The organism is Candidatus Methylomirabilota bacterium (assembly GCA_036005065.1).
Classification (GTDB): Bacteria; Methylomirabilota; Methylomirabilia; order Rokubacteriales; family DASRDR01; genus DASYQW01.
Window position 1 is genome coordinate 19,127 of record DASYQW010000222.1, and the last position, 20,209, is coordinate 39,335.

At 71.2% G+C, this 20,209-nt stretch carries 21 protein-coding genes and 1 pseudogene; 17 read left to right on the forward strand and 5 right to left on the reverse strand.

Features of this window, described 5'->3' with window-relative positions; genetic code table 11:
• Window positions 1–42 precede the first annotated feature (42 nt).
• The gene (locus tag VGW35_16435; protein ID HEV8309249.1) at window positions 43–372 is read left to right on the forward strand and encodes an RNA-binding protein; all 330 of its coding nucleotides are present in this window, start codon (window positions 43–45) and stop codon (window positions 370–372) included.
• Between the two features lie 44 nt (window positions 373–416).
• Here the strand turns inward: VGW35_16435 and VGW35_16440 are convergent, their stop codons facing one another.
• Both VGW35_16440 and VGW35_16445 read right to left on the reverse strand, forming a co-directional pair.
• Window positions 417–1,139, reverse strand: a complete 723-nt coding sequence (locus tag VGW35_16440; GenBank protein ID HEV8309250.1) for a TIGR00730 family Rossman fold protein — start codon at window positions 1,137–1,139, stop codon at window positions 417–419.
• Window positions 1,140–1,148: 9 nt separating this feature from the next.
• Window positions 1,149–1,700, reverse strand: a pseudogene (locus VGW35_16445) (DsbA family protein).
• Between the two features lie 140 nt (window positions 1,701–1,840).
• On the opposite strand from VGW35_16445, the gene VGW35_16450 reads away from it, so the two are divergent.
• From VGW35_16450 to VGW35_16500, 11 genes are all read left to right on the forward strand, one after another.
• Window positions 1,841–2,095 (forward strand): hypothetical protein, encoded by a 255-nt coding sequence (locus VGW35_16450; protein ID HEV8309251.1) that lies wholly within the window; start codon window positions 1,841–1,843, stop codon window positions 2,093–2,095.
• A 10-nt stretch (window positions 2,096–2,105) separates the two neighbouring features.
• Window positions 2,106–2,834, forward strand: coding sequence for a 5-formyltetrahydrofolate cyclo-ligase (locus tag VGW35_16455; protein ID HEV8309252.1), 729 nt, complete (start codon window positions 2,106–2,108; stop codon window positions 2,832–2,834).
• A 16-nt stretch (window positions 2,835–2,850) separates the two neighbouring features.
• The gene (locus VGW35_16460) at window positions 2,851–3,642 is read left to right on the forward strand and encodes an SDR family oxidoreductase (protein HEV8309253.1); all 792 of its coding nucleotides are present in this window, start codon (window positions 2,851–2,853) and stop codon (window positions 3,640–3,642) included.
• 49 nt (window positions 3,643–3,691) lie between these two features.
• Complete coding sequence (locus VGW35_16465) at window positions 3,692–4,585, forward strand: kelch repeat-containing protein (GenBank protein ID HEV8309254.1); 894 nt, start codon at window positions 3,692–3,694, stop codon at window positions 4,583–4,585.
• Between the two features lie 84 nt (window positions 4,586–4,669).
• Window positions 4,670–4,954 (forward strand): Hsp20/alpha crystallin family protein, encoded by a 285-nt coding sequence (locus tag VGW35_16470; GenBank protein HEV8309255.1) that lies wholly within the window; start codon window positions 4,670–4,672, stop codon window positions 4,952–4,954.
• A gap of 96 nt (window positions 4,955–5,050) precedes the next feature.
• Window positions 5,051–5,872, forward strand: a complete 822-nt coding sequence (locus VGW35_16475) for an amidohydrolase (protein ID HEV8309256.1) — start codon at window positions 5,051–5,053, stop codon at window positions 5,870–5,872.
• Window positions 5,873–5,904: 32 nt separating this feature from the next.
• Window positions 5,905–6,693 (forward strand): TIM barrel protein, encoded by a 789-nt coding sequence (locus tag VGW35_16480; protein ID HEV8309257.1) that lies wholly within the window; start codon window positions 5,905–5,907, stop codon window positions 6,691–6,693.
• A gap of 58 nt (window positions 6,694–6,751) precedes the next feature.
• Window positions 6,752–7,570, forward strand: coding sequence for a YihY/virulence factor BrkB family protein (locus VGW35_16485; GenBank protein ID HEV8309258.1), 819 nt, complete (start codon window positions 6,752–6,754; stop codon window positions 7,568–7,570).
• A 72-nt stretch (window positions 7,571–7,642) separates the two neighbouring features.
• Window positions 7,643–8,695: a selenide, water dikinase SelD gene (gene selD / locus VGW35_16490; GenBank protein ID HEV8309259.1), complete on the forward strand. Its 1,053-nt coding sequence runs from the start codon at window positions 7,643–7,645 to the stop codon at window positions 8,693–8,695.
• 46 nt (window positions 8,696–8,741) lie between these two features.
• A complete protein-coding gene (locus tag VGW35_16495; protein ID HEV8309260.1) occupies window positions 8,742–9,653 on the forward strand; it encodes an SDR family NAD(P)-dependent oxidoreductase in 912 nt (303 codons plus the stop codon).
• 184 nt (window positions 9,654–9,837) lie between these two features.
• Entirely contained in the window at window positions 9,838–11,109 is a 1,272-nt protein-coding gene (locus VGW35_16500) for an alkaline phosphatase D family protein (GenBank protein ID HEV8309261.1), read from the forward strand.
• A 135-nt stretch (window positions 11,110–11,244) separates the two neighbouring features.
• Here the strand turns inward: VGW35_16500 and VGW35_16505 are convergent, their stop codons facing one another.
• Genes VGW35_16505 through VGW35_16515 form a run of 3 tightly spaced genes read right to left on the reverse strand, consistent with a single transcriptional unit; the run spans window position 11,245 to window position 14,907 of the window.
• Window positions 11,245–13,251 (reverse strand): hypothetical protein, encoded by a 2,007-nt coding sequence (locus tag VGW35_16505; GenBank protein HEV8309262.1) that lies wholly within the window; start codon window positions 13,249–13,251, stop codon window positions 11,245–11,247.
• A 4-nt stretch (window positions 13,252–13,255) separates the two neighbouring features.
• Window positions 13,256–13,945, reverse strand: a complete 690-nt coding sequence (locus VGW35_16510; protein HEV8309263.1) for a DUF2071 domain-containing protein — start codon at window positions 13,943–13,945, stop codon at window positions 13,256–13,258.
• Between the two features lie 50 nt (window positions 13,946–13,995).
• Window positions 13,996–14,907: a radical SAM protein gene (locus tag VGW35_16515; protein ID HEV8309264.1), complete on the reverse strand. Its 912-nt coding sequence runs from the start codon at window positions 14,905–14,907 to the stop codon at window positions 13,996–13,998.
• A 190-nt stretch (window positions 14,908–15,097) separates the two neighbouring features.
• Between VGW35_16515 and thrC the strand changes: the two genes are divergently transcribed.
• From thrC to VGW35_16540, 5 genes are read left to right on the forward strand one after another with little or no spacing between them, the layout of a single operon-like run.
• Window positions 15,098–16,345 carry a threonine synthase gene (gene thrC / locus VGW35_16520; GenBank protein HEV8309265.1) on the forward strand — a complete coding sequence of 416 codons (1,248 nt, stop codon included), beginning with the start codon at window positions 15,098–15,100 and terminating at the stop codon, window positions 16,343–16,345.
• 49 nt (window positions 16,346–16,394) lie between these two features.
• The gene (locus VGW35_16525) at window positions 16,395–16,673 is read left to right on the forward strand and encodes a MoaD/ThiS family protein (GenBank protein ID HEV8309266.1); all 279 of its coding nucleotides are present in this window, start codon (window positions 16,395–16,397) and stop codon (window positions 16,671–16,673) included.
• 41 nt (window positions 16,674–16,714) lie between these two features.
• Complete coding sequence (locus VGW35_16530; protein HEV8309267.1) at window positions 16,715–17,479, forward strand: HesA/MoeB/ThiF family protein; 765 nt, start codon at window positions 16,715–16,717, stop codon at window positions 17,477–17,479.
• A complete protein-coding gene (locus tag VGW35_16535; GenBank protein ID HEV8309268.1) occupies window positions 17,476–18,651 on the forward strand; it encodes an aminotransferase class I/II-fold pyridoxal phosphate-dependent enzyme in 1,176 nt (391 codons plus the stop codon). Before VGW35_16530 ends, VGW35_16535 begins: the two co-directional genes overlap by 4 nt.
• 11 nt (window positions 18,652–18,662) lie before the next feature.
• Window positions 18,663–20,030: a glycerate kinase gene (locus VGW35_16540; protein HEV8309269.1), complete on the forward strand. Its 1,368-nt coding sequence runs from the start codon at window positions 18,663–18,665 to the stop codon at window positions 20,028–20,030.
• Window positions 20,031–20,209 lie beyond the last annotated feature (179 nt).

The following is a 20,209-nucleotide window of genomic DNA, read 5'->3' on the forward strand; positions in this document are numbered from 1 at the left end:
CTTTGGGGGCGTTGTTGTCTCGGCCAGTCCAGGAGGTGGGGGATGTCGGCCAAGCTCTTCGTGGGGAACCTTTCGTACCAAGCGACGGAGGAAGACCTGCGTGAGCTGTTCCAGCAGGCCGGGACCGTCGAGTCCGTCCGGATCATCACGGACCAGTTCACGGGTCGGCCCCGCGGTTTCGGTTTCGTGGAGATGTCCACCAAGGAAGAGGCCGAGCGGGCGATCGAGCAGCTCAACGGTCGCCTCTTCCGCGACCGGAACCTGGTGGTCAACGAGGCCCGTCCGCAGCCGAACCGGTCACCGGGCGGCGGCGGGCGCGGGCGCCGGGAGGGCGGTCCCGGTGGCGGTGGAGGCGGCTGGGGCCGGCGCTAGCGGCGGCCGACGCGGTACGTCGCCGACAGACGGCCGCGCGACATTCAGCCGAGCCGGGGGTTTCCAGAGCCCCCGGCTTTCGTTTCGCTGGCCGCCGAAGGGTCCGTGGCGGGAAGGGCGGGGCTGTCAGCCCTCAGGTAGGCGAGAACTTCCTCGGGGGTGTCGGCGAGGCGCAGGATGGCGAGCTCGTCGTCGTTGACCCGGCGGTCGCGCACCACGACGGCGCGGAGCCAATCCAGCAGCCCCTGCCAGTAGGCCGCGCCGAGTAAGATCACCGGGAAGCGCCGGATGCGCCGCGTCTGAACCAGGGTGGTGGCCTCGAAGAGCTCGTCGAGAGTACCGAAGCCTCCGGGAGCGATGACGAAGCCGATGGAATACTTGACGAACATCACCTTGCGCACGAAGAAATAGCGAAAGTTGAGGAGCCGGACGAGGTAGGGGTTCGGCGCCTGCTCCTGGGGCAAGTCGATGTTGAGACCGACGGAGAGCCCGCCCACCTCCATGGCGCCCTTGTTGGCAGCCTCCATGATCCCGGGGCCGCCGCCGGTCAGGATCGTGAACCCGTGCGCGGCGAGCAGCCGGGCCGTCTTCTCCGCGAGGGCATAGGCGGGGTCGTCCGGTGTGGCCCGCGAGGAGCCGAAAAAGGCGACCGCTGGAGGGATGTTCGCGAGCCCCTCGAACCCGGCGACGAACTCGTCCATGATCTTGAAGACCCGCCAGGGATCCTCGGTATCGAGATGAATCGGAGTCGGCTGGAGCTCGGCCACGAGCGGGAACTAGGCCGCGATGGTCCGGCGGTACTCGGTGAGGGGGACAGCCCCCACGATGCGGCGGCCATCCGCGAGCACGACGGTCGGGATGGCCCGCACGCCGTGCTCTCGCACGGCCGCCTCGTAGTCGTCGAGGACGGCCTGCCGGCCCTTCCCGGCCGTATAATCGGCCATGAAGCGTGCGCCGTCGACCTCGGGCACGGCCCGCACGACCGCTGCGACCTCGTCGGGGATGCCGATGTTGACGCCGTCGCCGAAGAAGGCGGCGTAGAGCCTGATGTGCACCGCCTCGAACGCGGCGTCACCCTGCAGCCCCACACACTTGGCGGCTTCCAGGGCGGGAAGGCTCCAGGCGGGGAAGTCCGGTCGCTCCCACATCCGGAAGCTGACGCCGGTGTCGCGGGCCAGCTCCCGGCAGCGCCGCCAGGCTTCCTCGCGATAGGTGCCGGCGAAGGTGGCGGTCGGGTCGGGCGTGGGGCGGAGGGGAAAGGCACGCCAGCGGAGCGTGAGGCGGTCTCCCAGCTCCGCACGGAGCTGCCGGAGGCGCACGGCCGCCGGGTAGCACCAGGGTCAGAGGTAGTCGGCGTACTCGAGGATCTCCACGGGGTTCCTCGGCTCGATTCTAGCCGCTGGCCGGCACGGCGGCAAGCCAACTGCGGGAAGATGGCGGTGCCGAGACGTGAAGAGACCGCGCGGACATGACGAGCGAGGGGCTCCGCTACGTCTTCGTCGTCCGCCGCTCTCAGAGCGACGTGTACAAGATGCTCAAGGAACGGTTCGCCGAAGACCCGGACGTGCGGGTCGTGTGGGACCGCCGGGCGGGCGACCGCCGAAAGGCCCGCCGCCCGGTCGGCCGCGATCAGCGCCGCGTCGACCGTCGGGGCGCGCAGCCCTCGACCTGGGAGACGTTTGGGTTCCTCGTCGTCATTGAAACCCCCGAGGAGATGGCGTGAGCCGCCCGGGATGACTCGCACGTTACCGACCTCGAAGGCCGAGGTCCGCGAGATGATCTGGCGGGCGATGGAGGTCCGCGGGGTCGCGCGATTCCCGGGGGCGAAGGGCCGGATCCCGAACTTCGTCGGCGCCGAGCGGGCGGCGCTCTGCCTCCAGAGCCTGCCGGCGTGGCGCGGGGCCCGGGTCATCAAGATCAACCCGGATGCGCCGCAGCTCCCCGTGCGGCGCCTGGCTCTCCGGGAAGGCAAGCTCCTCTACATGGCGGTCCCGCGCCTCCGCACCCTCGAGTGCTTCCTGGAGCTGGACCCCGCCCGGCTGGCCCGCCGCGCGCTCCAGGCTGCCTCCATCAAGGGGGCGGAACGCCTCGGTCGGCCGGTGCGGCTCGACGCGGTGCCGCCGATCGACCTGATCGTGTGCGGGTCGGTGGCCGTGAACGGGAAGGGCGCCCGGGTCGGAAAAGGGGGCGGATTCTCCGACCTCGAATACGGCCTCCTCGCCCAGGCCGGCAAGGTCGACGCCCAGACGCTCATCGTGACCACCATCCATCCGCTGCAGATGGTTCCGCAGGCGCTCGAGATGCGCGCCCATGACATCCCGGTCGACGTGGTGGTGACGCCGGACGGGCCGATCCGGATCACCCCGGCCTACCCGCGCCCCCGGGGAATCTATGCCGAGGCGCTGACGCCCGAGAAGATCGCGGAGGTGCCCGTGCTCCAGCGGGTGCTGGGGCGGGCGTGAGGGAGGAGGCTGCCGAATGGATCTCGGACTCAAGGGGAAGGCGGCGCTCGTCGCGGCGGCCTCGAAGGGGCTGGGCCGGGCCTCCGCGCGCGGTCTGGCGGCGGAGGGCGCCCGCGTGGCGATCTGCGCTCGCTCGGGCGACGAGCTGGCCAGAACGGCCGAAAAGATCCGCGGCGAGACCGGCGCCGAGGTGCTCCCGATTCCGACCGACGTGCAGGACCCGGAGGCGGTGCGGGCGCTGGTGGCCCGCACGGTCGAGGCCTTCGGCAGCGTGGACATCCTGGTGACCAACGCCGGCGGCCCGCCGTTCGGGCGGTTCGATCAGATGACGGACGCCGACTTTCAGGCGGCCTTCGAGCTGAATCTCCTCTCGACCGTGCGGATGATCCGGGAGGTGCTCCCCCACATGCGCCGCCGCCGGTGGGGACGGATCATCAACATCCAGTCGACCTCGATCAAGCAGCCGATCAACGGTCTGCTTCTGTCGAACTCGATCCGCCCGGGCGTGGCCGGTCTGACGCGCTCGCTGGTGGACGAGGTGAGCGGGGACAGGATTACCGTGAACACCATCTGCCCGGGTCGCATCATGACCGACCGCGCGCGGGGCTTCCTCGAAAGCCGGGCGAGGGTCGTCGGCGTTCCCCTCGAGGAGTTCATCAGGCAAGACGCCGCCACGATCCCGATGGGGCGGATGGGGCAGCCGGAGGAGGTCGCCAGCATGGTGGTGTTCCTCGCTTCGGAGTGCGCCTCCTACGTGACCGGGGTGACGGTGCAGGTCGATGGCGGGCTCGTCCGCAACCTCGCCTGACCCGCGGCGGGTCCGACGGCTGCGCGGTCCGGCCACGATCGTCGCGGTCGTGGCGCTCGGCGCGTCCGCGCTCGCGCAGGGCGGCGGGTCCTGGCAGAACGCCGCGCCGCTTCCGTCGAGCCGGACCGAGGTGACCGGGGCCGAGGTCGCGGGCAGGCTCTACGTCGTGGGGGGATTCGGGGGCGGCGACCACGTCGAGGCCTACGACCCGAAGGGCGATCGCTGGGAGCGACGGGCCTCGCTTCCCGCCTCGGTACATCACGCGGCGGCGGTGGGCATCGGCGGCCGGCTCTACGTCCTCGGCGGCTACTCCGGCGTGCTGTGGGGCGTGCTCGACGGGGTGTATGAGTACGATCCGGCGACGGATCGCTGGCGCGAGCGCGCGCCGCTGCCGACGCCCCGCGGAGCGCTGGCGGCTGCCGCCATCGACGGGAAGCTCTACGCGGTGGGCGGCGTCGGCAGGGACCGGCAGAACACGGGTGCGCTCGAGGTCTTCGATCCGGCCGCCAACCACTGGGAGACACGGCCAGCGATGCCCACGCCGCGGGATCACCATGCGGCCGGCGTGCTCGAAGGGAAACTCTACGTGGTAGGTGGGCGCCTCGGCGGGAGCTATTCGCAGAACCTGGACCGCCACGAGATGTACGACCCCGCCCGGAACGCCTGGGTCACACGGGCTCCGCTCCCCACGGCCCGGAGCGGCATCGCGGCCGCCGTCCTCGGCCAGCGCCTCTTCGTCTTCGGCGGCGAGGCCCCGGGCGGGACCTTCCGGGAGGTCGAGGCGTACGAGGCCGCCGCCGATCGCTGGACCGCGTTTGCCCCGATGCCGACTCCGCGCCACGGGCTCACCGCCCTCGCCTACGGGGGCCGGATCCACGTCATCTCGGGCGGTCCCCGCCCCGGCGGCTCTTCCAGCAGCGTGAACGAGGTCTTCACACCGTAAGGTCCCCGCCGAACGTGCGCGGCCGCCAGGCGGGGCGACGGCGGAGCTCACCAGCCGCGGGTCTCGCCGTGGCGGAGGAGCCAGATCCGGTCCGGGTCGAGGCCGAGCCGCCGGCCCTCGGCCCGGACGCGCTCGGCCGGCTCGCCGAATGGCTCGTCCGTCAGGTCGAACGTCCCCCAGTGCAGCTACGGGTCCTTCGAGCGCTCGCTCGTCCTGCCGGAGGGGGTGGACCCCGCCAAGGTGAGCGCCCGGTATTCGAAGGGGATGCTCGAGATCAGCATGCCGGCGCCGCTGGCTGTCGCCCCCAAGAAGGTCGAGATCCGGGTCGAGGGCCAGCAGGGCGCGCAGAAGGCCATCAAGGCCGCCTGATCGCCGAGGTCGTTCCGGGCGGGGCATCCGCGCGCCCCGCTCCCTGCGGCCCCCGGGCTCCGGGGGCCGCAGCTCTTTTGGAGTATAGTTGGGGCCATGCGTCCCTGGCTCGTCTTCACCCTCCTCGGCCTCGTGGTCGGCGCCTCCGGCGCGCGCGCGGCCGAGGAGCTTCCGATCGTCGACACCCACCTCCATTACAGTCAGGACGCCTGGACTGCCTACCCGACGCCGAGCATCCTGACGCTGCTGACCCGAGCCGGCATCATCCGGGCATTCGTCTCGAGCACGCCGGACGACGGAACCGTGCGCCTCTACGAAGCGGCCCCCGATCGGGTGGTCCCGGTCCTCCGGCCATACCGGGGGCCGGGGGACCAGGGAGCCTGGCACCGCGATCCGGGTGTCGTCGCCTACCTCGAGGGTCGCATCAGGCGCGGCATCTATCGTGGAATCGGCGAGTTCCACCTGTACGGGCGGGACGCGCAGGCCGAGGTGGTTCGACAGGTGGCGGAGCTGGCGGCGAGGAACGGGTTGTTCCTGCACTGCCACTGCGACGTGGAGGCGCTCGAGATCGTGCTGGGCCTGGTCCCCGGTGTCCGTGTGCTGTGGGCGCATGCCGGCATGTCGTCGGGACCCGAGGTGGTGGGACCGCTCATCGACCGCCACGCCGGGCTGACCGTCGAGCTCGCCTTGCGGTCGGACGTCGCGACGGGCGGCACCCTCGACGCGGCCTGGCGCGCCCTGTTCCTCCGGCACCCCGACCGCTTCATGGTGGGGGCCGACACCTGGGCGCCGTCACGCTGGAGCGACCTCGCCGCGATCACCGAGGCCACCCGAGGCTGGCTGCGGCAGCTCCCCCCCGAGGTGGCACGGCGCATCGCCCGGGAAAATGCCGAGCGCCTGGCCGGCGTCGGGCGCTGACTCGGAACCTCCACACCTCGGAGAGACTCCACATGGTCCGGTACTCGGCGAACCTCACGATGCTCTTCAACGAGGTCCCATTCCTGGAGCGCTTCGAGCGCGCGATCGCGGCCGGCTTCCACGCGGTAGAGTTCCTGTTCGCCCACAACGTGGACCAGGGTGGGGTCGCGCGGGAGCTCGAGCGCCACGGGCTCGAGCTGGTGCTCTTCGACCCGGAAGGCGGAGACTTTCCGGCGGGTGACCGCGGTTACCTCTGCGATCCCGGGCGGCGGGAGCGCCTGATGAAGACCGTCGACGACGCCATCGCCACCGCCCGGCGGCTCGGCTGCCGACGGCTGAACGTGCTGGCCGGGAACCGGGTGGAGGGTGTCGGGGACGCCGAGCTCCGGCGAACGGTGGTGGAGAACCTCCGGGCGGCCGCCCCCCGGGCGCGGGCCGCCGGGATCACCCTCCTGATCGAGGCGCTGAACACCTGGGAGAGCCCGCGGTACTTCCTCGACCGTTCGCGGCTCGGCCTCGAGATCGTCCGGGAAGTCGGCGAGCCGAACGTACGGTTCCAGTACGACTGCTACCACATGCAGCGCATGGAAGGGCAGCTGATCGAGACGCTGACCGCGAACCTCGAGTGGATCGGACACGTCCAGATCGCCGACGTCCCGGGACGCCACGAACCAGGCACCGGCGAGATCAACTACACGAACGTGCTGGGCGCCCTGGAGGGGGCGGGGTACGACGGTTACGTCGGGCTGGAATACCGACCTTCCGCGAAGACCGAAGACTCGCTGGCCTGGTTACCGCGCGAGGCCCGCGCTCGCCGGTAGCCGCGGACGTGCTCAGCCGCCGCGGATCCGGCCGCTCCATCAGTCCGAAGCTACCCCAGTGACCCCGCTCTTCGGGGACACCCTTCGCTGCTTCTGGCGGAACGATGGCTTCTTTCTCGCGGCAGGGCTCTCCTTCTACGTGATCATCTGCGTGGTCCCGTTCAGCCTGCTCCTCGTCGCCGGCGGCGGCTTCCTCCTCTCGGACGAAACGGTGGTGGAGGAGGTCGTCAACCAGCTGTCGGAGATCCTTCCGGTTTACCGCTCCGAGATGGAACAGATGCTCATCGGCGTGGCCAGCCGCCGGGGCGTGTCCGGCCTGGTCGGCGTGGGCATCCTGCTGCTCTTCGCCGTTCAACTCTTCGCGGCCACCCGGTTCGTGCTCAACCGGATCCTCGGTACCAAGGGGCGCGGGTTCGTTCACGGGCTTCTGTTCGACCTCGGCATGCTTCTCCTCCTGACGCTGCTCTTCTTCGTCACCATGGGCATCACCGCGGCGTTCGTGTGGATGCGGAGCCTCCTCCTGCTGTTCCGCCACGGGCTGTTCTTCGCCCATCTGTTTGCGTGGGCCGGGCTCTTCCTGGCCATCGCCTTCGACACCGCCCTGTTCGTCGTGCTCTACCGCTTCGTGCCGGTCCGGCGGATCCCGTGGTCGAGCGTGCTGCAGGCCAGCGCGGCCACGGCGGTTCTATGGGAAATCGCCAAGCAGCTCTTCCGCTTCTACATCGAGGGCATCGGAGTGTACAGCACCATGTACGGCTCGCTGGGCGTCACCATCGCGCTGATCATGTGGGTGTACTACTCGGCGATCGTGTTCGTCCTGGGCGCCGCCTTCATCCGGGTGCTGGAGGATCGGCGGTCACACCTCGCGCCGGTTTGACGCGGCGCGCGAGCCCTGACTATAATGCCGCATCCGATCGCGCCGGGGCCGCGTCGGAGCGCGTGAGAGGGGGTGGCCGCGACGGAAGAGCCTGTTCGGCTGACGACGCTCTCGCACGGGGCCGGCTGAGCCTGCAAGCTCGGGCCGGAGGATCTGGCCCAGGTGCTGCGGCTGCTCCCGCCGATTACCGATCCCAATGTGCTGGTGGGGCCCGAGACGTGCGACGACGCGGCGGTCTACCGGTTGAGCGACGACCTCGCCCTCGTCCTGACCGTGGACTACTTCACGCCCATCGTCGATGACCCCTACGCCTTCGGCCAGATCGCGGCCGCCAACTCGCTCTCCGACGTCTATGCCATGGGGGGGCGGCCGATCGCCATGCTCTCCATCGTGGGCTTCCCCAAAGACCGCCTGCCGTTCGGGGTCCTCGGCGAGATTCTCAAGGGCGGGGCTGAAAAGGGGCGCGAGGCGGGAGTCAGCGTGGTCGGCGGCCACAGCATCGACGACGCGGAGCCGAAGATCGGGTACGCGGTGACCGGGCTCGTCCACCCCGGCCGGATCTGGAAGAACGTGGGCGCGCGCCCGGGCGACGCGCTGGTGCTGACCAAGCCGCTCGGCACCGGCATCATCTCGACGGCGATCAAGAACGCCAAGGCCCGACCGGCCGCCATCGAGGCGGCCACCCGGACGATGGCGGCGCTGAACCGGGCGGCCGCCGAGGCGGCCGGCGAGGTCCGGGTGCACGCCGTCACCGACGTCACGGGTTTCGGCCTCCTCGGGCACCTGCGCGAGATGACGTGCGGGTCCGGGGTGGCGGTCCGGCTGGAGGCGGGACGGATTCCCCTGTTGCCGGATGTCGTGGCCCTGGCCGAGGCCGGGATGGTGCCGGGCGGCACCAAGCGCAACCTCCGCGCCACCGCGAGCGTGGTGCGCTGGGCCCCCGCGATTCCGGAGGCCCTCCGCGCCGTCATCGGGGATGCCCAGACCTCGGGCGGCCTCCTGGTGGCGACTCCCGAGGGCGAGGCGTTCCTTCGCGCGCTCGACCGGGCCGGCGTGTTGGAGGCGCGGCAGATCGGCACCGTCATCGGCGAGGACCCGGCTGGCACCATCGAGGTCGGCTCCTAACGCAGACCCACCGGACCCGTCGCCGCCGCCGGCTCGGAGGGAGGGCATGCTGCTCAAGGACAAGGTTGCCGTGGTCACCGGGGGCGGCCGCGGCATCGGCCGGGAGATCGCCCTCATGATGGCCCAGGCCGGCGCGCGGGTGGTGGTCAACGACTTCGGCGGCCGCGAGGACGGGACGGGCGGGGCGGCGTCGGCGGCCGACCAGGTGGTGGGGGAGATCCGGCAGGGTGGCGGGCAGGCCGTGCCGAGCTACGAGTCGGTCGCCACCATGGCCGGCGGCCAGCGGATCGTTCAGACGGCGCTCGACAGCTGGAACCGTCTCGACATCGTCGTGAACAACGCCGGCATCCTCCGCGACCGCATGATCTTCAACATGACCGAGGAGGAGTGGGACTCGGTGATCGCCGTCCATCTCAAGGGCAGCTTCGCGGTCACCCGGGCGGCGGCACCACGCTTCAAGGAGCAGCGCTGGGGGCGCTTCATCAACATGACCTCCACCTCGGGGCTGATCGGGAACGTCGGGCAGGCCAACTATGCCGCGGCCAAGCTCGGGATCGTGGGCCTCACCCGGGTCACCGCGCTCGACATGGCGCGCTACAACGTCACCGCCAACTGCATCTCGCCGTTCGCCTGGACCCGCCTGATCGGCACCATTCCGACCGAGACGCCGGAGCAGCAGGCGCGCGTCGCCAAGCTCGAGAGGATGTCCCCGCGCGACATCGCGCCGCTCGCCGTCTATCTCGCCTCCGAGGAGGCTCAGCACGTCTCGGGCCAGCTCTTCGGCGTTCGCGGCAAAGAGATCTTCGTCTTCTCCCAGCCCCGCCCGGTTCGGTCGATCCATCACGCAGAGGGCTGGACACCGGAGCGGATCGCCGAGACGTTCCCGGGCACGCTGGCCCATCACCTGACGCCGCTCGAGACTTCGGGCCAGTTCTTCAGCTACGATCCCCTGGTTTAGGGACGCCACCGGAGCCCCTCGGAGCGGATCACCATCGCGCGGCGGGTCAGCGTCCCGCCGTGCGCGGTTACCCGGACAGACGCCGACCGCGCGCCGTCTTGCCGGCGGGACGGGTGCCCTCGCCCTGCTGGCCGGGATCCTGGCGCCGACGTCGCCGGCCGCCGATCCCGGCCTCCTCGTCACGGTGGGCGAGGTCACCGGTCGAAGCGCTGTGGTGTGGGCGCGGGCCGACGCCCCGGGCGCGATCACGGTCGACGTGGAGGCGGCGGGTGGCGCTCGCCGACGACTGGCCGCCGAGGCGACGGCCGATTCGGACTTCACGGTCAAGCTTCACGCCGACGATCTGGTCCCGGGGACGCGGCATGCCTATCGGGTGGCGTGGCGGCGTGAGGAGGCTCGCGGCGAGTTCGTGACCGCGCCGGCGCCCGGCGTCTCGGGCCCGGTGCGCCTCGCCTGGAGCGGAGACCTCGGCGGCGGCGGCCGCTGCCGCACGCCGGCCGCGGGATACCCGATCTTCCGGGTGCTGGCGGCACGGCAGCCGGACTTCTTCGTGTTCGTCGGCGACACCATTTACGCCGACCACCGGTGCCGGGTTCCCGAGAACCTCCCGGGCGCCGACTTCCGGGCCAGCGACCTCGGCGGGTTCCGCGCCAAGCACCGGTACAACCGGGCCGACGCGGCCGTGCAAGCCTTCTTCCGGAGCACCTCGGTCTACGCCATCTGGGACGACCACGAGGTGCGCAACGACTTCGCGGGACCGAGTGAGCCCCTCATGCCCGTCGGCCGGCGCGCGTTCCTCGAGTACTGGCCGATCCAGCCGCCAGCGGACGACCCCCACCGTCTCTATCGCCGGATGCGCTGGGGTCGCGTCGCCGAGCTGTTCATCCTGGACACGCGCCAGTATCGGAGTCCGAACACCATGTCCGACGGCCCCGGCAAGACCATGCTGGGCGCCGCCCAGAGGAGCTGGCTGCTGACCGGCCTGGCCGGGTCCGCCGCAGTCTGGAAACTCGTGGTCTCGAGCGTATCGCTCTCGATCCCGACCGGGCGGGTGGTGCGGGACAGCTGGGCGAACGGGAGCACCCACCTGACCCCCGAGGGCAGCCCCACCGGCTTCGAGCACGAGCTCCTCGGGATCGTCCACGAGCTCGGGGCTCGCCGGATCTGCAACGTGGTCTGGCTGGTGGCGGATGCCCACCGTCCGGAAGTGATCCGCCATGCCCCGCTTCCCGGCCTCATCTTCCACGAGCTGGTGGCCGGGCCCCTGAGCGGGAGCGCGGGCCGGCCGGGCATTCTCGACCACACGCTGCGCCCGACCCGGCTCTACGCCGAGGGCGGCTTCACGAGCTTCGGTGAGCTGGTGGCCGACGACGCCGGCCTCACCGTCCGTATCGTCGACGGCGACGGCCGGGTCCGCTTCGCGACGACGCTCTCGCCGGAGCGCCCGAACAACTAGAGCGGATCGGAGTAACCCGGCGCCGACCACCGATCGCGTGGTCCAGCGAGGAGTGCTCTGAGCGCGGGCTTCGCCCGCGCAACCGACTCTTGGGGGTGGGCCTGGGAGGGGGCCGCGGAGGCCCCCTCCCATTGTCTAGCGGCGGCGCCGGCGACGCTCCAGGGCCGAGGCCGGTTTCCCGCGAGCCGGCGCCGGGCCTCGGCGGCGGCGCCCGGCCCAGACGGCCCAGGCGAGACCACCCAGCAAGGTGACGGCAAGCGCGCTCCACTCGAGGAGTCCTTCCGAGTACGTCAGCTCTGCCTCGAAGACGTCGAGAGGCATGCGGACCTCGAGGAGCCCCCAGGCGTCCGCTCGGGTTTCCAGGCGGCCCTGGCCGCTCTTCGCCTGCCAGAGCGGGTAGGCCGCGATCCCGGTCGCGACCCACACGCCCCCGGTGGGCGGCACCAGGAGCCGATAGCGGCGGTGGGTGATGCGTTCGAGCTGCGGCCACGGCCGGTCACGCCGCTCGAAGACCGTGAAGCCCGCGACCGTGTGCGCGGGCGTGTAGTGGGCGTCGAGGAAGCGCGCCCGGGGGGCATCGCCGGTCGGGGCGACCACCGTCGCGACCCGCAGCCGGCGCGCGAACGCTTCGAAGGCGTCTGCCGAGAGCCGCTCGGGGGGCTGGCCGAGCACCCGCTGGCCGTCGAGCTCCTCGGTGAGGGTCTCGATGCGTCGAGGTCGACTCGGGCTGCCCGCGTAGAAGCGCGCCGCCAGCGGGGCCGGATGGGTGAAGGTGCCATGGACGATCTCGCGGGCCGCGAAAAGTGGAGCGAGGCCGAGGACGTGACTGTGGGCCGCGTACCACGCCGGATCGTGAGCGAGGCGCAGCGCCGAGGTGAGGAAGAGGACACGGTCAGTGCCGCCGCGCAACACCGCCCAGAGGCGGTCGAGATCGTGGGCGCGGCTCACCTCGTCGAGGTGGGGCCACCGCGCCGGCCGCTCTCGGGGCCACAGCGTGAGCGTCGGCTCGCTGCGGGCCGGGCTCGGCAGGAGGGCGAGGAGGGCGACGAGGGCGAGGGCCGCCACCGGCCGCGCGCGGCCGCGGGCCTGCTTGGCCGTGGCCGCGGCCACCAGCGCTCCGACGCCGAGGCCGGCGGCCCAGAGCGCGGCGAGCACGACGCCGTCCGCGAGGCGATCGGGCTCGATGGCCGACCAGCCGCGCCGGAAGAGCGGGGCGTCGAGCAGCAGAACGCCGAGGAGGGCGATCGGGAAGAGCGCGAGAACCGCGTCGAACGGCCGGCGGCGCAGGAGGATGGCCACCCAGGCCAGCAGGGCCCCGATGCCGATGAGGACGAGGAGCGGGCGCGACCCGAGCTGAGCGAGAAGCGCCCAGGGTCCCAGGTGGCTCCAGGCGAGCGGAACGACCCAGGCGTGGCGGACGGCGAACGGCAGCGTCCAGAAGGCGGTGAGGGCGAGCGTGAAGCTGGCGACCGCCCCGGCGGCGAGGAGCGTCGGACGCCCCGGGCGGAGGACCAGGGTGAGGCCGGCGGCCAGGATCATGAGCGTTGCCGCGGCGGGCGCGTTCGCGGGGTGGCACAGGACGACGGCGGCCGCCGCCGGCGGGGCCCAGCGGGGTGGCTGCCCGGTCTCGATCCAGCGCCGAAGCGCCAGCGCGAGGAGCGGGAGGAAGCCGAGCGAGAGCCGGCTCGTCAGGATGCCCCAGCGAAGGCTCTCCTCGACCCCGCTCTGGAGCCCGGCGGAGAGCGTGAGGGCGACGAACGCCGGCGGGAGCGCGAGCCAGCCATCGCCGAGCACCGCGACCAGCAGGACATAGGTGGTGAGGGCCGGGAGGAGCAGCACGACGCCGCAGAGCGCCTGGTAGACCACTTCCACCGAGATCGACCAGAGGCCGACCAGCCGGATGAGCGCGCCGGCCACCACGAAGCCGGGCGGGTAGAACTGCAACTCGGGATAACCGCCCCACCAGTCCGGGTTCCAGTCGGCGGTCCAGCGGCCGTCCGGCACCGTCCGCTCGAGCGCATGCCAGAGACGGAAGAACTGCCCGGGATGATCGTCGAAGGCGGGGAGGCCGCCGCCGAACGCGGCGAGGGCGAACGCGCCGGCGTACGCCACGAGGAGCAGGGCGGGCCCGACACGCCGCACGGCGTCATGGTAGCAGAGGCAGCGTCTCCAGCGGCCAGAAGATGACCCGCAGGCGCCGGGCGAAGTGGAGAAGCGGCGCGGTCGCCGGCAGCGGGATGTCGTGGCCGAGCGTCATCGTGTTCCGATCGAGCCGGGCCGCCGCCGGCTGGAGCGGCCAGGGCTCGTGGTGGATCTCGCCGCGGCGCAGCCGCCCACGGGACCCCGGCGTGTAGAGACAGTAGCGCTCCGTGAGCCAGTGGGCGAGCGAGCCGGTCGGAGCGCGGAACACGTCGCCGACGGGGCGATACTGCGCGGCGAACTCGGCCGGCGGCGCATCCTGGTGGATCCGCCGGCTCGCGTATCGGACGGCGTCGCCGGCGCCGTCCACCGTCATGCGGGCACGGAAGTACGGGAGCCGGTACCACTGCCGGGCGATGGCGACGATCAGGCGGTTCCCGGCATCGAGGCTGAAGAAGAAGACGCCGGGCTTCCCCTCGACCGTGACGTAGGTGCGCACGTTCAGCTCGGGGAAGGCCGAGAGCCCGGGTACGGCCGGCAACCCGCGGAGGCGGACCGTCATGTGGAAGGGGATGATGCCGAGCCAGGCCTCGCCGTCGAAGGTGTCGATGGCGAGGGTGGGCGGCACCAGCGCGCGCAGCAGCGCGACCGGAACCGGCCAGTGAGCGAAGAGCAGGTCGTACCAGGTCTGGGTCATCACCCACGGTCGGTCGGGGAGAGGCCATGGCCGGTGCTCGGCGGGTGGGATCATGGGGGCGAGGACTGGATGGCCAGAGCGAGCTGAGCCGGCTCCGGTGGGGGCACACGCGGTGCCCGCCGGCGGTCGGCGATCTCGTACTGCTGCCTGAGCTCCCCGACCTGCCGGAGGACCGGCACCGACTCGCGGCGGGGGAGGGAGGCGCGCCCGCCGTAGAGCCGCTCGTAGCGGCGAAGCTCGTCGGGCCAGTCGCGCGCGAGGTGCGCGAGGAAGTGCTCGCGCGTCCCCGGCCGGAGATACAGGAGATTCGCCCACAGATGGGTCGCGCCCGCCTCGCGGGCCGCCCGGACCACCTCGGCGAGCTGCTCGGGACGATCGGAGAGCCCGGGAAGGATCGGCGCGATCCCCACGCCGGCCTTGATGCCGGCGTCCACGAGGGCTCGGAGGGCCCGCAGCCGCTGGCGGGGAGGCGCGGTCCCCGGCTCGGTCGTTCGCCACACGTCGGCATCGAGAGTCGGCACCGAGAAGTTCACGGAGACCTCGGCCCGGCGCGCCGCCTCCTGGAGGACGTCGATGTCACGGACGATCAGGGGCCCGCGCGTGATCAGACTGAATGGGTTGCCCACCGATCCGAGGACCTCGAGACAGCCGCGCGTGAGGCGATAGCGGCCCTCGGCCGGCTGGTAGGGATCCGTCGCCGCGCCGATTGCGACATCCTCGCGCCGCCAGGACGGCCGGGTGACCTCCCGGCGAAGCACCTGGGCGATGTTGACCTTGACGCGGATCGACCGCCCGTAGCGGTCATCGGCCGGGCGATCGGCGCGCTGTTCGAAGGCGCGCACGTAGCAGAACGTGCAGCGGTGGGTGCAGCCCATGTACGGGTTCAAGGACCACTTGAAGTCCATCCCCGTGACCCGGTTCAGGGCTGCCCGGCAGGGCTCCTCGCGGTACTCGACGGGCACGAGGTCACTATATCAACACCTGTTAAGCCACACAAGGGTGGGTCTCGACCGGATGCCGCCGCGATGCCCGCGAGGTGGGCGTCCCTGCCAGGGGCCGGGAAATGGCCGCGCTTCCTTGACGCGTGCCCGTCGCGCGTGTTAGATGTGTCAGATATCGTCGGGGCTCGAATCCCCGGGAGGACCCGGCCGAATGGAAAGGGTGAAGGGGCTCAAGTGCCGGGAGTGCGCCCGCGGCTATCCTCTGGCCCCACTTCACGTTTGCGACTTCTGCTTCGGCCCGCTGGAGGTGGACTACCGTTACGAGGCGCTGCGGGGGCTGGTGACTCGGGACCGCATCGCCGCCGGTCCTCCCAGCATCTGGCGCTACAAGGACCTGCTGCCGGTCGAGGGGGAGGTCGCCATCGGCCGCCACGCGGGGTACACCCCTCTCGTCCGCGCCTGGAACCTGGGTGAGGAACTGGGCGTCCGCGAGCTGTACGTCAAGAACGACGCGGTCTGCCATCCGACCTGCTCGTTCAAGGACCGGGTGGTCAGCGTCGCGGTCACCAAGGCCAAGGAATTCGGCTTCGACACGGTCGCCTGCGCGTCTACCGGAAACCTGGCCAACTCGGTGGCTGCTCACGCGGCCCAGGCCCGGCTGCGCTCTTTCGTCTTCATCCCGGCCGACCTCGAGCCGGGGAAGGTGCTCGGCACGCTCGTCTATGGTCCGGTGCTGGTTGCAGTCGAGGGAACGTACGACGAGGTGAACCGCCTCTGCTCCGAAGTGGCCGACCAGTACCCCTGGGCGTTCGCCAACATCAATCTCCGGCCCTTTTACGCCGAAGGGTCCAAGACCTACGGCTACGAGATCGCCGAGCAGCTCGGCTGGCACGCCCCGGCCCACGTCGTGGTGCCCTGCGCCGGCGGGTCGCTCCTCACCAAGATCTGGAAGGCCTTCCAGGAGCTCCACGCGCTCGACCTCATCGGGGACGTCCGGACGCGGATGTACGCGGCCCAGGCGGCCGGATGCGGCCCTATCGTGACGATGATCAAGCAGGACTCGGACACGCTCGTCCCCGTCCGTCCCAACACCATCGCCAAGTCGCTGGCCATCGGGAATCCGGCCGACGGCTACTACGCGTACCGCGTCGTGAAGGACTCCGGCGGCGCCGGCGAGCACGCGACCGACGAGGAGATCCTGGAGGCGATGGGGCTCCTGGCGCGCACCGAGGGGATCTTCACGGAGACCGCCGGGGGCGTGACGCTGGCGGCCGCCCGGAAGCTCATCGATCGGGGCGTGATTCCCCGCGACGAGTCGATCGTCGTCTGTATCACCGGCAACGGGCTCAAGACGGTCGAGGCGCTCGGGTCGCGGCTCTCCGAGCCCGTGCGGATCCGCCCGAACGTGGCGGCCTTCGATCGGGCCCTGGCGGATCTGAAGACCCTTACCCAATCCTGACGGCCGTGCCGATGGCGGTCGCAGCCCGTCCTCAAAGGAGGAGCGAGAGATGCCTGTCCTGGTGCGTATTCCGACCCCTCTTCGCCGCGTCACCAACGGCATCGGCGAGGTCAAGGGGGGGGGCAAGGATGTCGCGGCGCTGATCGACGATCTGGAACGCCAGTATCCCGGGCTCCGCGATCGACTGGTCGAGGAATCCGGCGAGCTCAGGCGGTTCATCAACATCTACGTGAACGAGGAAGACATCCGTTTCCTCTCGGGGAAGGGGACCGCGCTCAAGGACGGGGACGAAGTCTCCATCGTGCCGGCCATCGCGGGAGGGTGGTGAGGCGCGAACATCCGACGGGCGGCCGTGACCCGAGGCGCTCGATGTACGTTGAACTGACGGAGGAAAGACTGCGGCGGTACAGCCGCCAGGTCATCCTGCCGGAGGTCGGCGGGGCCGGGCAAGCCCGTCTCTTCGCCTCCCGCGTCCTGGTGGTCGGGGCCGGCGGTCTCGGCTCGCCGGCCGCGCTCTACCTGGCGGGAGCGGGGATCGGCACGCTCGGGCTCGTGGACTCCGACGCGGTCGAGCTCTCGAACCTCCCGCGACAGATCCTCCACGGCACCAAGGATCTCGAGCGCCCGAAGGTAGACTCGGCTCAGGCGCGGCTCGAGGAGCTGAACCCGGAGGTGCGAGTCGTGCCGCACCACGTGCGACTCGCGGCCGACACCGCGCGGGCCCTCATCGAGGACTACCAGGTCGTCGTCGAGGGCTCGGACAGCCTGACCACCAAGCTCCTGGTCAACGACGCCTGCGTGGCCCTCGGGGTGCCCCTCGTCGTGGCCGGGGTCGTGGGCTGGGACGGCCAGCTCCTGGTGGTGCGCCCGGGCGCCACCGCTTGCTACCGATGCGTCGTCCGCACCGCGCCGCCGGCGGGAGCGGTGCCGTCGTGCCAGGAGGCCGGCATTCTGGGGCCGATCGCGGGCATCGTGGGAAGCCTCCAGGCGACGGAGGCGTTGAAGCTCTGCCTCGGGCTCGACAGCCCCATGGCCGGTCACCTCCTCTTCTTCGATGGCCGCTCGGGGGAGACGTCGTGGGTGTCGGTACGCCGGGACCCGACCTGTCCGGCATGCGGGAGTTGTGATCGATGACGACGCCGCGGATCTCGAAGCGCGTCCAGGGGTTCACCGAGTCGGTGATCCGAGAGATGACCCGGGTGAACGCCGAGCACGGGGGCGTGAACCTGGCCCAGGGGTTCCCGAACTTCCCGCCGCCCAAGGAGCTGGCTGAGGCGGCGCACCGGGCGATCGATGGCGACTTCCACCAGTACGCGATCACCTGGGGAGCGCGGAACCTGCGCGAGGCGATCGCCGCCAAGTTCGAGCATTTCTACGGCAAGCCGGTGGATCCCGAACGGCAGGTGACGGTCTGCTGCGGCTCGACGGAGGCGATGCTCTCGAGCCTCCTGGCCGTCCTCGACCCCGGCGACGAGATCATCATCTTCGAGCCGTTCTACGAGAACTACGGACCCGGAGCGATCATCTCCGGAGCCCGACCGGTGTACGTCCCGCTCGAGCCGCCGGCGTTCTCGTTCGACCCCGACCGGCTCGCCCGGGCCTTCACTCCCCGCACGAAGGCCATCATCTTCAACAGCCCGAACAACCCCACCGGAAAGGTCTTCAACCTGCGGGAGCTCGAGTCGATCGCCGAGCTCTGCCAGAAGCACGACGTCCTCGCCATTACCGACGAGATCTACGAGCACATCGTGTTCGACGGCCACCGGCACATCCCGATCGCGACGCTTCCCGGGATGTGGGACCGGACGATCACCATCTCGGGTGTCTCCAAGTCGTACTCGGTGACGGGCTGGCGGATCGGCTACACGATCAGCTCTCCCGAGATCGCCGTCGGGATCCGCCGCGCCCACGACTTCGTGACCGTGGGCGCGCCGGCTCCCCTGCAGGAGGCGGCGGTGACCGCCCTTCACCTGCCGGACAGCTACTATCTGAGCCTCCGTGAGGCGTATCAGGCCCGTCGGGATCTCCTCTGCCCGCTGCTCGAGAAGGCCGGGTTCCCCATCTTCAGGCCGTCCGGGGCCTATTACGTGTTGACGGAGTGCCGGCACTTCCTCCAGCGCTACGGCCTGCCCGATGACACGGCCTTCGCCATGTACCTCGTGAAGGAGGTCGGAGTCGCGACGGTTCCGGGATCCTCCTTCTACGCCCACCCGGAGCTCGGCCGGACCAAGATCCGCTTCTGCTTTCCGAAGACCGACGACGTCCTCCTGGACGCCGGACGCCGCCTGCAGGCGCTCGCCCGCTGAGGCGAGCGCCCGTGACCGACCTCGCCGCGCTGCGCCGCGCGGCCCGCCAGATCCTCGACGTCGCCATCGCCGCCGGCGATGCCCGCCGCCTGACCGAGCACGCGCTCCGGCTCGAGGACGGCCGCCTCTTGGTGGCCAGCCGGAGCTTCGAGCTCGGGCGGGTCCGCCGGATCGTGGTGGTCGGGGTGGGGAAGGCCTCGGAGGCGATGGCTGACGCGATCGAGGACGTGCTGGGCACGCGCATCGCCGACGGGCTGGTCGTCGTCAAGGAGGCGCGCGGGGCGCGCTCGGGGCGCATCCGTGTCGTGGAAGCCGGCCACCCACTCCCCGACGAGCGGGGCCGGGCGGCGGCCGCGGAGATCCTGCAACTGGTGCGTGGCGCGGGGCCCGACGACCTCGTGGTGTGCCTGATCTCCGGTGGCGGCTCGGCCCTGGCGCCGGCCCCGGTCCCCGGCATCGGTCTGGCGGACAAGCAGACGGTGACGCGCCTCTTGCTGGAGACCGGGGCGACCATCAACGAGCTGAACACGGTTCGCAAGCACCTCTCCTTCCTGAAGGGAGGCCAGCTCGCCCGGGCGGCCTCCCCGGCCTCCGTCGTCGCGCTCCTTCTCTCCGATGTGATCGGCGACCCCGTCGACGTCATCGCCTCGGGGCCGACGGCGCCCGACCCGACGACGTTCGCCGATGCCCTCGCCGTGCTCGAGCGGTTCGGTCTGCGCGCCCGGGTTCCCGACTCGGTGCGGGCGCACCTCGAGGCGGGCGCGCGAGGCGACGTCCCCGACACGCCGAAGCCCGACGATCCGGCGTTCGCGAGGGTGACCAACGTCGTCATCGGCAACAACCGCCTCGTCGCCACGGCGGCAACAGAGGAGGCGGCGCGGCTCGGCTACCCGCCGCTCTTCCTGACACGCCAGATTCAGGGCGAAGCCCGGGAGGTCGCTCGCGTCTTCGCCGCGGTGCTGCGCGACGCGGCGGCGGCGGGCGCTCCGGTCGGCCGGCCCGGCTGCCTCCTCGCCGCCGGGGAGACGACCGTCACCGTGCGCGGTCCGGGGAAGGGAGGGCGGTGCCAGGAGTTCTGCCTCGCGCTGGCCCCGATGCTGGCGGAGCTGCCCGGAGTGGTCGTGCTGGCGGCCGGGACCGATGGCAGCGACGGGCCGACGGACGCCGCGGGGGCAGTCGTGGATCCGACGACGGTCGCCCGGGCGCGCGCTCTGGGACTCGACCCGCGTCCGGCGCTCGCCGCGAACGACGCCTACACCTTCTTCTCGGGCCTCGGCGACCTCGTCGTCACCGGACCGACGGGGACCAATCTCCTGGATCTCTACCTGGGGCTCGTCGGCGACCCCACGGATTCGCGCCAGGCGAGGCATCTCGCATGAGCTTCGGCATTCCCGACGCTGCCCAGCGCATAGGCGGGGAGGTGTTTGCCCCTTGTCCTTCGCGTGCTTGCCGGCGTTTCCCACCAACTTATCCACGGTCGGCGCACCGAAACGGTGGAAACGGACAGACCGGGCGAGCGCGCGGGGTCCGCGGTTTGACCGGGTGGAACCCATCCGGT